This is a genomic window from Desulfomicrobium macestii (assembly GCF_014873765.1).
GTDB classification, from domain to species: Bacteria; Desulfobacterota; Desulfovibrionia; order Desulfovibrionales; family Desulfomicrobiaceae; genus Desulfomicrobium; species Desulfomicrobium macestii.
Genome location: NZ_JADBGG010000059.1, coordinates 1 through 12,834, shown reverse-complemented (window position 1 = coordinate 12,834; position 12,834 = coordinate 1). Strand labels below are relative to the sequence as shown.

Genomic DNA, 12,834 nt, shown 5'->3' with positions numbered 1-12,834 from the left:
CAGCATCGCTTCGCTCCGATTCTCTGGTCAGTTTCAGCCGGAACGGGTGGGCGGTTTCCCGTGGAATCACTGGTCAGTTTGTCCGGAATGCGCAACTGATAAAAAGTAGCTTAAAGAGAGCTAGAAACATAAGTATAATCAATGAAAAAATTCGAGAAATAATAGATAAATCAATTTTAGAAATTGATCGTGAACAAACTTCAAAAGATAAAGAAAAAACAACAAAAAGAAAACAATTTGAACAAATAATGAATTGTATAAAATCTTATTCAAAAGCAGAATTTGAATTTTATGAAGCAATTAAAGAAATTGAAAACTTCAAACTAAAGATTGACACTAAAAGAATTCAATCGATGGGGCATATTCTATACATTGAAAACGACTTTAATCTGAATAAAACAATGTTCCTTCAAGTTGTAAACAGTATGCTAAAAACTGAGCACCAAATAGCCAAATTTGAAGATATATTACCAGAATCCATATTTGAATCAAAATTTAGCAAAAAAGCTCCTAAAGTTGTCGATTATGAAAATTTTGAAGAAAGGATCAAAGATAAATTTTCTGAGATGAATTCAAAACGATACAAAATAATTACAGAAGATGGTCGCGACTTCAATTCTTTGAGTGCAGGATGGAAAACTGCAATAATTCTCGATTTAATCTTGGGATGGGAAAGCGATACTGCAACATTAATTATAGATCAGCCTGAAGATAATCTTGCGACTACATATATTAATACAGGATTAATAAGTGCAATTAAAAAATGCAAAAAAAATAAGCAGGTTATATTAGTATCACATAATGCAACAATACCGATGCTAGGAGATGCGCAGAATGTAATTTTATGCAAAAATAATTCAGGTATTATAACTATTAGATCAGACGTTTTGGAAGGTTCTATCGGTGGTCAAAGGGTTGTAGATCATATAGCTCATATTACAGATGGTGGAAAAGCTTCGATAAAAAAACGTGTAAAGAAATATAATCTTAAAAATTACACAGAGGCCAAATTATGAATTTATTATTTGAAAAAACTGATCCTCAGACAATAAAGGTTAAAATTAAAGATAAGGGCACATCTATTGATTTCGACTACATGTCTATGATTAAAGGATTACTTTCGTCTGGTTCATTAGATAAATCAGAATTAATTGGCGAGTTTAGTTCTGTGGAAAAGAGCAGTATTGAATCAATGATACGTCATTTAAATGAGTGCGTTCCAAAACATGATGAAAAGGTTGACTTAGATACTGATCCCACATCATCATTATGATAGTTTAATATTTTGACAATTAGAATAATATAAAATCATAACAATAAAATGCACAGAACTCGCTGAAGTTCTCCGTTGAACTCTATATTATACAGCTAGGTTGCATTATTATGAGCGATGGTTGGAGCAAAGAAGAGCTAAGCGCAGCCGTTAATGCCTATGTCGAGATGCAGCGAAAGGTACGCAATGGTGATCACTTTACTAAAAAAAGTTACTATGACTATCTTGGCATCCGGGCACCCATGAACGGAGGCTCAAAATGCAGCTCGTCGATGCGGCGCATGAGCGCCAAGTCGGCGGCACTCACCGGCCGAGGCTGATAGTACACGGTACTGCGACTTATCCCGACCAGTTCGGCCTGCCGCTTGATTGAAACCTCGTGCTCGCGGTCGATCATCGCTTTGCGCTCAGCAATCCCACCTTGCTGAGTGCGCTTTCTAAAAAATCGTTCTACAGTGTCAATTGACCGATCTTGGCATGCAAGACCTTCGAGTCTACCGCCGGTTCACTCTCTGCCGATTTGCCGAAGACGGCGGCGGCCCGCTCGCTGAGTTGCCGCTTCCATTCGGTAATCTGATTCGGGTGCACCTCAAAACGTTGCGCCAACTCGGCAAGTGTCTTATCCCCGGCCATCGCCGCTAACGCTACCTTGGCCTTGAATTCTGCTGAGTGCTTCCGTCTCGTCCGCTTGGTCATTCTCTGCTCCCTGATCAATTCCGTTTGAAGGTGTCCGGGCTAGCAGAGTTTCCACCTAAAGGCTTGTGCAAATTTCCGGGGCCACTTCTGATAACCAGCAATGACAATGTGTGGTAAATATAATGGATAGTTGCTACTTGTGTGGCAAGGCTTTTAATGGTGTTGATGTAATAAAGCATGATGAGCATATTATACAGCAAGCAATAGGTGGTAGCTTAACCGGGAATGATATTCTTTGCGCTTCTTGTGGTGGCAAGCTAGGGAACGATATTGATGTGCCATTTACACAAATGTTTAGTGGTATAGCTACCCGATTAAACATAAAGAAAGATAGAAATAGTAATAAATACAAATCTGTTAAGGGGATATTATTAAGTAAGGTAGATCAATATAATATAAAAATGAACCAGATAGATGTGCTTTGTAAAGAATTTGAAGTAACGCCCTTAAAACCATTTCATAAATACACTGATGATAAAAGAAAAGTAATAATATATGGAAACAAAAAAGTTACTAATCAATATCGAAAAAAGGTGGAAGTAGAAATATCTGAAAAGTTCAGCAGCCATGAGTTGCCAGAAATAATTATATGTAATGACATCGAAGGACTGGTAAGCTATCCATTATCATTAGATAATAAGGTGTTGAAACAAGGGCTTGCAAAGATAGCCGTTGGTTTCGCTAGTAAGTACGGGATTCCAAGAACTGAATTTCCTTTAGCTCTAGATATTAGTAAGGAAGAACCAATATTTTTAGACAAGCCACTGGTGGTGCCATTCTATCCACTTGGAATTATAGACAGACACATTGAAGCAGAAAGAAATAAACTATGTCATTACCCCACTCATACAGCAATTATTTTTACGACAATAACCAACCCAAAGTGCCTGGCCTGCTACATAGACTTATTTTCTACATTTCAATTTTATGTAGTATTAAATAATAACTACACAGGCGAAGATATATATAAATATTTTACGCAAAGAATATTACGGAAAGATGATTATAAATTTGAGCTTAACCGAAAATACTACAAAGAAAGAAATATCCATCTTGACAGTCTTGGTATAACAGAACATAGAATAGACGGTTTATTTGAGAACCAAACTAATACACCTGAAAATAATAAGAGCCGAGAAGAAATAGAATGTGAAATCATTCAAGAAGAATATATTAAGCAAAAATATAGGATTGATTTAGAAGACGATGTATCTGGATATGTCTCGTATGTCATGCGCGATAAAATGTTATCAGATAATATAGAAAAGCTAGACATGGAGTCAGTCATGAATTTTAAAAGAAATTTTGATTTATTTTATAGTGTACAAGGAGATGATGAAATATTTGATATTTCAAGTTATAGACGCTATTTTTCGTACAATAATGTTCTTATTGATTTCCTTTATTCATCTATGCAAAGTTCCAAAGAATTATACCGGTCAGGGGAACTCAGGAACTATTGCCACTTAAAAGTAAAGATGCTTGAGGACTTTATTCAACGCGAAGGCATAAAAATTAAATTCAATTTGTAAGTGGTTTGCGCAACTAGATTGATCTAACATGCGCTTCCAGCGGACGCGCCAATGGCGCGCGTCGCTGAAGCTGAACGTTATGCCTTTATTGAAATGATTCATGTGTGGGTTTTTTGTGGGTTTTTGAACCCATGGGAACCCACGCGAGACTACGCGAAGCTGCGTAACTAGCTGAAATACAGTGGGGTAAAGCGGCATTCATCGTCCTGTCACGCCGGAGGCCGTGGGTTCGAGTCCCATCGGCCCCGCCATTAGAAAGTAAGGGATTTCAGTCGAAAGGCTGAAATCCCTTTTTTCTTTGCGGGGTCCGCCGTGGGTTTATGCAACTCCAGCGACCTGTTTTTCGACAATGAACAAAAGGCCATCCGGTGACGGGTGGCTTTTATCGGTTATGGGGCATGCTCGCGGTAAATTTGGCGATTTTGAATCAGCGGGGGCATTTGTACGGACTTGTATGCAGCCTTGTCCCGGAAATCATTACTTTTTGAGTAAGCTGAATCAGCAATACGTGGACATGGACATGTATAAAAAATATAAGCAGTTGCAGCTATCACAACTTATCTTGTAGCAAAGCTTTCAGAAAAAATCCGCTTCCGAGCAAGGTCCGGTTCGAGGTGAATGGGCGCATTACGGAAAGCTTAGTAATGGCCGTCACCACTGCCATATCAAAAAAGGCCATCCAACCTATGTCGCAGTGTGGCAAGAGGTGGTCGGAAAAATTCAACTTATCGAGGTGAAGTATGTTGGAACCCACGAAAAAGCCCCCTATTGAGCTTTTGCACGTAGCCTGTCCGCAGGATGTTTACGCCAAGGTTCTGAAGATGCTTGAGGATTACGACTGCCAAGTGGAACGGGCGATTCCTGCCGAAGAACTTTTGGACCAAACACCGGGGACCATGCTTCGTGGTGCACGCTTCAAGGAGGACATGACCCAGGTGCAACTGGCCGCTGCCTCGGGCATCCCCAGGAGACACATTTCCGACATGGAAAACAACCGTCGGCCCATCGGCAAACAGACGGCTCGCAAGCTGGCTGAAGTGCTGAAGGTCGATTACCGGGTATTCCTTTAATTGTGTTGCTTCGTGAGTTCCCGTGTGTACTCTTGGCCTCAGAGACCCAGCCCGTCTCTTTTGCTCTCAGAAACCCAGCCCGACCCAGTCCCAATATCCGACCCCAGCAGAAAGCGCTCCAGATCAATGCGGCCCGTCCCGTCGAACTCGACGCCCTCGTTTTCGAGCAACCGCTTCTGATCTTCGTAACCCTGGGAGACCCGCAATGCGATGCGTCCTTCCCGATTGACCACGCGGTGCCAGGGCAACCCTTCTGAGTGCGAGCACGTGTGAAGAATCCGCGCGACCTGCCGGGCGGCCCGCAGGTTTCCGGCCATGCCCGCGATCTGTCCGTAGGTGGCCACCCTGCCCCGGGGAATGCTGCGGATGGCTTCGATCACCCGGATGGTGAAGGATTGGTGCGTCATGAATCGGGAAGCCGTTGGTATCTCATGTTGATGGTTCATCGTCCGGACGTGCCTAAAGCCGGTCGCATGGAACCCGTGCGAGCCCCATGCACCGGCATAGGCCGTGTGTCTGTCGTTTTCAAGCGACTTCCTTGAGTGCCGTGGCTGCTTGAGGATGGAGCGAGCCTTTATCCCCTGCCGTCGGCCAGCCGCTCGGCGAACACCTCCTTGGCCGCGAAGAGCCCGTTCAGGGCTGCGGGAAAACCGGCGTAGGCCGACATCTGCATGATGACCTCGACAATCTCCTCCCGCGTGCAGCCGACATTAAGGGCAGCGTGCAGGTGGACCCGAAGCTGCGGTCCGGCCGTCCCCAGGGCGGTCAGGGCCGCGACCACGGCGATTTCCCGGCTTTTGAGGTCCAGGCCCGGCCTGGAGTAAATGTCTCCGAAGCATTCAACGAGGTAGCGCCCAAAGTCCGGCGCGATGTCCTTCAGGCTCTCGATAACCTTTTCCCCGACGCTGCCATCGACCTTTGCGAGCATGGCGAGTCCCGTCTCGTAGCGTGTCATAGTCCCCTCTCCTTGTTGGGTGTTTGTCCTCTTTCGATTGAAGTAGGAGCCCGGAGAGGCTTTGCATCGTACTTTTTTTGCGATACCTTTTCGGTATGACGGAACGTATGCTCGAATCCCTGGACATGCGGCAGCTGCGCTATTTCGCGGTGGTGGCCGAAGAATTGAACCTGCGCCGGGCGGCGGAGCGCCTGTTCATGGCCCAGCCGCCCCTGAGCCGCCACATGAAGCGGCTGGAGGAGTTCTTGGGCGTGGCGCTGTTTGTCCGCCATTCCCGGGGCCTGACCCTGACGACGGAAGGGGAAAGGGTACTCGAAATCGTCCGTCCCGTACTGGAACTGGAGACGGCCACCCGTGAGCGGCTGCACGCCTTGCGCGTCGCCGGAGCGCGTGCCCCTGTCGTCGGCCTGACCACGGCTTTCGAACAGGGGGTCTTCGCGGCCCTGGAGTCGCGGCTTTTCGCCACCCATGGGCCGGGGCTGCGTCTGGAGCGCGCGACATCGCCCCGCCTGGTTCGCGATGTGCGCAGGGGCAAAGTCGATGCGGCCTTCGTGGCGCTGCCTCTCGACGCGCCTGGGCTGCATGTCGTGCCGTTGTCCTACGCGGAGCCGCTGCTCGCCGTCCTGCCGGAGGGCTGGCCCGAGGCCACGCAGGGCCGCCATCGCTTGCGCGATCTGAGCGGGAAGCCTCTCTTCTGGTTCCGGCGCGAAGGGCACCCCGCGTTTTTCGATCACACGAAACAGGTCTTCGCCCACGCCGGTTTCGCGCCGATGCTCAAGGAGGAACCGGCCGAGCATGACGTGCTGCTGGCCCGCATCGCTGCTGGTGAAGGCATGGGGCTGTTCCCCGCGTCGTTTTCCGCCATCCGCAGAACCGGGGTGGTTTTCGCCGCGTTGGCTGAAGGGAATCTCCTTGGTATCCGTTTGGGGCTGATAACCCGCACTGATCTCGAAGCCCTCGCGGAGAGCCTAGTGCGACTGGCCGAGGATGCACTGACAAGCGCTAAAAATTTGAGTGCTCCCTGATTTGAGGGTGTCCGGTCGAATTGGAGGCTACTCCAGAGCCCCATCGGCCCCGCCAGTAGAGAACAAGGGATTGCAGTTTAAACGAGTTGTGTGCGTCAAGTTCTGCAAATTTTCTACGGCTTGATGGGTCAGTTAGCATCTGGGAACAAGTAAATTAAATCCTTTGCCCCCGCTTTGCCGCGAGTGCGAAACTCCAGAAACTCCCCGACGACCGGGCCACGCCTAGCCGTGGAATACAAACTTGGTCGGTCCTCACGAAATTCAAGGGTGGGCCGCAACGAGCATCCTATTCCCCAAATGGGACGCCCCCGTATAATCCGGAAAGCTCCTTCCACTCCGCAAAGTTCTCTCGCCGAGATCGTCCGCACAGCTCCCGTCCTACAAAAATGTGGATCATATCACCACACGACCGTGCCGAAATGATACGGCAATTCATCTTGCTCTGACTTACAAGTCTTGAGTTCATACCAGCCAAGTCCATTGTTTATTGATAAATCTGTAATTATATTTCATTGGCATGATTATTTCATAAATTGATTCTTTATAAGAAACAAATCAATGCAAGACAGCAACAATATAGCATAATGGAGGGAATTTATTATTAAGTTGATCAACCATAACCTGATTTAATGAGGACATAAGGAATGACGCTTGTAATTTTAGTTGCAATCTCAATGATGTGGATACCAGTTGGGCTCTTCTTTCTTGGATCAGGAGACGCCAAGACCTGTGGCATGATGACTTTTTCCGTCGGTATAATCACGATAATCGGCGGTATCCTTAATGCTATTGCTCCGACACCAAACCTATGGGATGCAACTATATTGATCCCGTTTGGTCTTCTTTATCTTGTGATTGGCCATGCATTGCTCTGGGGAGTGGAAAACATGAAGTCCGTGGGTAACGCGAGTTTGATGCTTTCGATACTTTGCGGCATTTATTGTATCGCCAATATGAACGGATACCCCGCAGGCTTGGCCAAAGTCGCCCCTGTTCCGTACTTGGCTTTCATGTTCGCCACATTTGCCGTGCTGACCGCTCTTGTGTGGGGAAACTGCTACGGCAAGATTTCCGCAAAACTCGTCGGCGGCCTGCTCATCGTCCTGACCTTCACAGGTCTCATCGTCCCGGTCTTCAGCCTTTTCCTGTTCGGCGCATTCCCGTTCTGAACAGACTATCCATTAGCTGATTCTCGCCGCCTGATTTTTACGAGCCAGGCGGTTTTCTATGTTATGCGCGCATGGCTTCACCGCGAGCACGAAACTCCGGCATGAGCAGATGGGGAGCATATGGGTTCAGACAAATTGAGCGCTCGCAGTTGAGCCACACCTTTTTCAACCGGCGTGTTTTCATCCTGGGCAAATCACGTTAGATACCTGAAGGAACGCTGCCATGCACGGAGCATTCACATGCATTGACGGGGTGGGGCCCTGGACGAAGAAAGCTTCATCAGATTCGGCGCCTTCGTGCTGACGGCCTCGCGACTGGCTCTGGCATGGAGGCGGTATGGCCGCGTCGCAGTCCGGAATCTGGCCTGACGGAGCGCTGGTGCGGCAATCTGAATATACTTTTAGTCTCAAAGACCCAGTCAGATCTGGCCGCATCCGCTAACTCGTGCCACCCCAGCACTTATCCCATGAGGACATGGTGAAAGCAGTGTCAAATATAAACCAAATCGAGACTTTCCGGGGACGAGAATGACGCCTGAACCTCGCGGCCGGCGCAGGTCCGGTCCCAGCAGTTTCCAGCCCGGCCTCGCCACAGATGTCTGGAACGCTCTTGGCCTGAAGGCTGGCGATGTTTTCGTCGATCTGGGCTGTGGGCCGGGCGATTATGCTCTGGATGCGGCGAAGCGGGTTGGCCCACACGGGACGGTGCTGGCTCTCGATACCTGGAACCGCGTCCTTGGCGAACTGCATGCGGACGCCAAGCGGGCAGACCTGACCACCATCCTGCCTGTGTGTGCGGACATCGCCGCCTCCCTGCCCGTGGCGGCGCACCGCGTGGACGCCTGCCTGCTGGCCATGGTCCTGCACATGCCCGGCCGCACGACCCATCTGGGCCTGATGCTGGACGAGGCCCGCCGCGTGCTCAAACCTGGCGGACGCCTCGGCATTCTGGAACACGCCGGGAATGACCAACTACCCGAAGGGCATCCGGCCCGACGCCTCACGCCGGAATGGTTCACGACCGCAGCCGAAAGCCATGGTTTTTCCCGCTTGGAATTGATGGAGCTGAACCGGTCGTGGCTTCTGGTCCTCGCGGCGGTCACGCCATGACCAGACGCCTTCGCGGTAATGACGCGCAGGTACTTTCGCGACTTTTGGCAGTGTCGTAACAGATGATATTCGCGGATTATCTTCGCGCACCACCGGCGCGGAGCAGAACCGAAAGCCCTCCGGTTCTGCTCCACGGACTCATTCTTCATTCTGTCCGATTCACGATCTTCTGCCGTAGTATTCCCGCACCGTGGTGAACTTGGTCATGACAGTGTCCCATATGTGCAGGGCCTTTTCCTTGGCGCTCTCGGGGCAGGTGATTTTAAGCTCAATATCGGGTTTCTCCAGGTCTTTTCCTGATCCTGGGTATTTCCAGGAGGCGGACAGCCTGAGTTCATCGTCATCCTTGTTGCCTATGAGGTATACTTCCTCCAGCCCTACCATTCCGGCCAGAGTCCGTTTTTGAGAACGCAGCACATGCAGCCTGATGCCGTGTTTCCTGGCCACCGCTGATCCAGTGAATACGTTTTTGGGGAATTCATCAGTGCAGGTGGGGCTGGTATGGAAAGACAATCGAATTGTGGGCCTGGAAGCACCGGCTGGCCATGTGGCTCCGAGGCTCGCCCGCTCATGCCAAGTCTTGAGCCCCTCCACCCTGCCCCCGGCCGAAAAGAAGCTGTCCGGAGCCACGTTCTTGTTGCCGAAGCGGTAGTGTTTGAACAGGTTCAGGATTCGGCCTTCCATGTCGAGGCATTCTTGGCCAATGGGATAAAATCGACTTTCCTTAAGGCGCAAAATAGCCTCGGGCAAACCTATGTGCACATCGATGTAATGGTCTGCCATATCGTCGCCATAACAAAGAAGCATGGCCGGATATCCAAAGAGGTGGCTGACATCCTCTTCGGCCCAACCACCTTGGCTGGCGGGACCAAGCTTTCCGCCTTCAACATATCGTTCCCAGGCTTTCGTTCTTACCGGCATCCAAACTTCCTTCAGGTACTCTTCACGATCCCGGCCTTTTTTCCAGGCAGTTTCCTCGATGGTTATTTTATTGATATTGTGAATGCCTGCGCCCAGTTTCATATCCTTGGGAACAGGGACCATAAAGCGCCCTACGGGGAACATGGTCACGGGACAGGGAGGCAAGTTTGGATTCGGGCTGGCGGTATCGATGGTCATATAATGGCATCCTCCAAAAATTAGGGTGAGCAGCAAGATGGACAGGGTCGGGAAAGGGTTCAGCCTCATGTGAACTCCCCTTTCAGCCAGCCGATGCAGAGATTGTGAACAACTCTCTTGACCGCAGCCAGCGCATCGCCTTTTTTGTCCACGAAGAACGACGCGTGAACCTCATGATTGACCTGCCCGGTGCAAAGCCTGCATTCCCCGTTCGGTCCGAACCAGATCGGCAGCAGATGCAGGTGCTTGCCCCAGTCATCCACCTCCGGGTCCATGGCCGTTGCGGAACTGAGCGGCACCGTTCCGTCGCCCTGATGGCGGAGAGGGTCGTCCGTCAGACCGGAAACCTCTTCTCCGGCCGCGGTCATGCGCAGCAGATAGAGGCGCAGGCCCTGTTCGCGGATGCGTTTCTGCAGCTTGAAGAGCAATGCGTTGCCGGGAACCACATCGCCCAACGCGCCGTCAGCGTCTCTCCAGCGCACCTCGCCGTATTTCCCGAAACGGTTGAAGTCGGGCACGCAGCTCAGATCCTTCAGGTACCGCAGCGGCTCGTCATCGCGTGAATATCTTTCAATTTGCGCGTCCAGGACATGCTGCGTGATATCCCTTGCAAGCCAGCACACTTCGGTGATGGTCGTATGTTCGCCGTTGCTGAAGAGCTGGATCGTGCGCGGATGGCTGTATGGCCCGATGAGATCGTGAACTTCCTTCGCATGAATGAGGCGTTTCTTTAGCCTGTAGGCGATACTTTCTGACGTCTCTGGCTGGCATTCAGCAGAATTGTCTTGCCCAAGCGCCTTTTCAATCGTCTCGCCGTCCTCGGCATGCGGCTGAAACCATTCGCCATGGATGAGGCCCCAATAGTCCTTATGGTGGCTCTTGGCGTAGATTTCCTCATACGGATTGTTTTTCGGGTAGGACGTGAACAGTTCCGGCTCGTCCAGGTCCTGGATATGCAACCAGGCCTGATCCCCCCTGTTGTTTAGATAGAACTGGTTGGGCAGGAGCTGCAGGACTCCTGGCGCGTGGGGCATGATGGCGGTCATGTGCGGACCGCTGGGGCCAAGAACCTCGCTGACTACCCTGCCGAGCAAGCCTTCCGCTCCCGTGCCCGCTATGGCCCGATGATAGGCGTCCGGCGCTCCGTGCACGGGCTGGGCACCATGCACGACGCCCAGGACTTTCTTGGCCAAGGCCTCCCCGCCCTCCCCGGCCAAGGCATACCGCGTCACCAGGCCACCCATGGAATGGGAAATGATGATGACCCTGTCCGCTTTGATGCCCATGATGAATTCCTGCAGAGCCTTGCCGGAATTTCGGCACGAATCCACCCAGTCGAAGCCGAAGGCATAAACCGGCAAATCCAGAAAAACCTTCAGCGGCGTCTTCCAGTCATGCAGGCCGCCGAGCAGTTGTCCGAAAAAGTCCCAGGCCAGGCCGGTCCACCCGCGCTCTTGGGCTTTGGGGTACTTCTTGAGGATTTTTGGGTCCCCTTGGGCCATGACCTGGCGGCCGTTTTCAATGAGGAATTCGTAACGCTTCTCAGGGGCACAGCGGAAGAATGTATCCCACATGAACCCCAGATCGTCCGGATCCCACACAGTCTCGCCTCCCTGATTGCTCAACCTCGACGCCATGACCCCCGGCACCACCACTATGGCCACGGTCTGCCGCTTGACCCGAAAAATATGGGTCCGGTTCACTTCGCAGTTGGAGGCGACGCGGGGCTTGAACATTTCCTGTGGTGTCTTTTCATGGATTCTGGGGCTGACGTATTCATCATTGGCGCGCTTGATCCTGACCATTTTTTTCATGACAGCACCTTCCGGCAGGCCGGTTCTTCGTACAGGTTCACATGGGCTTCGATGTCCTGGCAGAGAAAGTGGTCTATGGTTTTGACCTGATTCAGGAAATGGAGCCTGGGCACGAGCAGGCAGCGGTAATGGATGCGCCGGTTGGCGGTGTGCAGTTGTATGAAGCGATTGATGACGCCGTGCACATGGCGTACGCCGCCGCTTTTGTCCCGAATGGACAGGCACGTCGCCCGGCCCGGCAGTGCTGTGAAATCGAGGTTGCCCAGGTCGTGGACGAGCCCGATCTCGAACTCGCGGGGACGATGCATTTCCCGGGCGCCCGAGAAGGCGTGGACTCTGAAACCAAGAGCGGCGGAAGTCTCGAAGGTGAACCAGGATCTGTCTGCTGTCGGATGCCGCATTGAACCTCCCTGTGCCGTGTGACGGCGATAGTTTATTGTTCACTATGCCAGTATCGCGACGTCAGAAAAATTCGGGAAAACATGTACTTTCGCGGCATGAATCTGGTGAAAAAGACTCGGGGATGGCTGAGATTCGTACGGGATAAATACCGAATAGTCCGGCTTGATTAGGATAATTTTGCTCCAGCCGGCTCTTTTGGTTTGTGCTGCTCATCTTCGTCGGTGTGGTCCTCCGGTCCACAAAATACATTCTCAATACATCCGGTTTTTAAACCCTTATTATGCATATACTCCACTACGTATGGATCATTATTGATTTGCAATAAAACAGTCATAATATCATAAATTGATTTTCAATAAGCCGATATGATTCGTAATTAATATAAAATAAAAAATTAATTTATTATTTAAAATCTTTTTTTCTTTCTTTGCTTGCTATTTTCTCAGAAAATATTATTTTAATTATATATCATAATTTTATTTATAATTTATTAATCTATTATTTCGTATTTTATATTCATCGATAATAATTTTAAATTGTTATATAAATCTTTAAGAGTATTTTTAACTAAATATTCTCGACTTTCGGGGTTAGCCATTAGTAGCTAACAACCTTTGTTCATTGAAAATATAATCGAAATTGCGCCCCAAACTGCGTATTCCGTCTCGG

11 protein-coding genes, 1 tRNA gene and 2 pseudogenes are annotated in these 12,834 nt (G+C 50.0%); 8 read left to right on the top strand and 6 right to left on the bottom strand.

The window, feature by feature from the left end; genetic code table 11:
* Both H4684_RS19790 and H4684_RS19785 read left to right on the top strand, forming a co-directional pair.
* Window positions 1-1,016 (top strand): annotated as a pseudogene (locus tag H4684_RS19790) (hypothetical protein); the annotation flags it as partial.
* On the top strand, window positions 1,013-1,273 hold the full coding sequence (locus tag H4684_RS19785) for a hypothetical protein (RefSeq protein ID WP_192625073.1): 261 nt from the start codon (window positions 1,013-1,015) through the stop codon (window positions 1,271-1,273). The pseudogene H4684_RS19790 and the gene H4684_RS19785, both read left to right, overlap by 4 nt.
* Before the next feature lie 223 nt (window positions 1,274-1,496).
* On the opposite strand, the pseudogene H4684_RS20870 reads toward H4684_RS19785, so the two are convergent.
* A pseudogene (locus H4684_RS20870) lies at window positions 1,497-1,969 on the bottom strand (transposase); the annotation flags it as partial.
* A 122-nt stretch (window positions 1,970-2,091) separates the two neighbouring features.
* Between H4684_RS20870 and H4684_RS19775 the strand changes: the two are divergent.
* The 3 genes from H4684_RS19775 (at window position 2,092) to H4684_RS19765 (ending at window position 4,571) form a co-directional block, all read left to right on the top strand.
* Window positions 2,092-3,501 carry an HNH endonuclease gene (locus H4684_RS19775; RefSeq protein WP_192625071.1) on the top strand — a complete coding sequence of 470 codons (1,410 nt, stop codon included), beginning with the start codon at window positions 2,092-2,094 and terminating at the stop codon, window positions 3,499-3,501.
* A 183-nt stretch (window positions 3,502-3,684) separates the two neighbouring features.
* A tRNA-Ser gene (locus tag H4684_RS19770) sits at window positions 3,685-3,752 on the top strand.
* 489 nt (window positions 3,753-4,241) lie between these two features.
* Window positions 4,242-4,571 carry a helix-turn-helix domain-containing protein gene (locus tag H4684_RS19765; RefSeq protein WP_192625070.1) on the top strand — a complete coding sequence of 110 codons (330 nt, stop codon included), beginning with the start codon at window positions 4,242-4,244 and terminating at the stop codon, window positions 4,569-4,571.
* A 38-nt stretch (window positions 4,572-4,609) separates the two neighbouring features.
* Here the strand turns inward: H4684_RS19765 and H4684_RS19760 are convergent, their stop codons facing one another.
* Window positions 4,610-4,978: an MGMT family protein gene (locus H4684_RS19760; RefSeq protein ID WP_192625069.1), complete on the bottom strand. Its 369-nt coding sequence runs from the start codon at window positions 4,976-4,978 to the stop codon at window positions 4,610-4,612.
* Window positions 4,979-5,145: 167 nt separating this feature from the next.
* Window positions 5,146-5,526, bottom strand: coding sequence for a carboxymuconolactone decarboxylase family protein (locus H4684_RS19755; RefSeq protein WP_092191787.1), 381 nt, complete (start codon window positions 5,524-5,526; stop codon window positions 5,146-5,148).
* Window positions 5,527-5,621: 95 nt separating this feature from the next.
* On the opposite strand from H4684_RS19755, the gene H4684_RS19750 reads away from it, so the two are divergent.
* From H4684_RS19750 to H4684_RS19740, 3 genes are all read left to right on the top strand, one after another.
* Window positions 5,622-6,551 carry a LysR family transcriptional regulator gene (locus H4684_RS19750; RefSeq protein ID WP_225940577.1) on the top strand — a complete coding sequence of 310 codons (930 nt, stop codon included), beginning with the start codon at window positions 5,622-5,624 and terminating at the stop codon, window positions 6,549-6,551.
* A 644-nt stretch (window positions 6,552-7,195) separates the two neighbouring features.
* A complete protein-coding gene (locus H4684_RS19745; protein ID WP_192625068.1) occupies window positions 7,196-7,720 on the top strand; it encodes an AmiS/UreI family transporter in 525 nt (174 codons plus the stop codon).
* Window positions 7,721-8,248: 528 nt separating this feature from the next.
* Window positions 8,249-8,830, top strand: coding sequence for a class I SAM-dependent methyltransferase (locus H4684_RS19740; RefSeq protein WP_192625067.1), 582 nt, complete (start codon window positions 8,249-8,251; stop codon window positions 8,828-8,830).
* A gap of 159 nt (window positions 8,831-8,989) precedes the next feature.
* Here the strand turns inward: H4684_RS19740 and H4684_RS19735 are convergent, their stop codons facing one another.
* From H4684_RS19735 to H4684_RS19725, 3 genes are all read right to left on the bottom strand, one after another.
* Complete coding sequence (locus H4684_RS19735) at window positions 8,990-9,949, bottom strand: hypothetical protein (RefSeq protein WP_192625066.1); 960 nt, start codon at window positions 9,947-9,949, stop codon at window positions 8,990-8,992.
* A gap of 65 nt (window positions 9,950-10,014) precedes the next feature.
* Window positions 10,015-11,763 (bottom strand): esterase/lipase family protein, encoded by a 1,749-nt coding sequence (locus H4684_RS19730; RefSeq protein WP_192625065.1) that lies wholly within the window; start codon window positions 11,761-11,763, stop codon window positions 10,015-10,017.
* Complete coding sequence (locus H4684_RS19725) at window positions 11,760-12,164, bottom strand: contractile injection system protein, VgrG/Pvc8 family (protein ID WP_192625064.1); 405 nt, start codon at window positions 12,162-12,164, stop codon at window positions 11,760-11,762. The genes H4684_RS19730 and H4684_RS19725 overlap by 4 nt, the downstream gene beginning before the upstream one ends.
* Window positions 12,165-12,834: the final 670 nt, after the last annotated feature.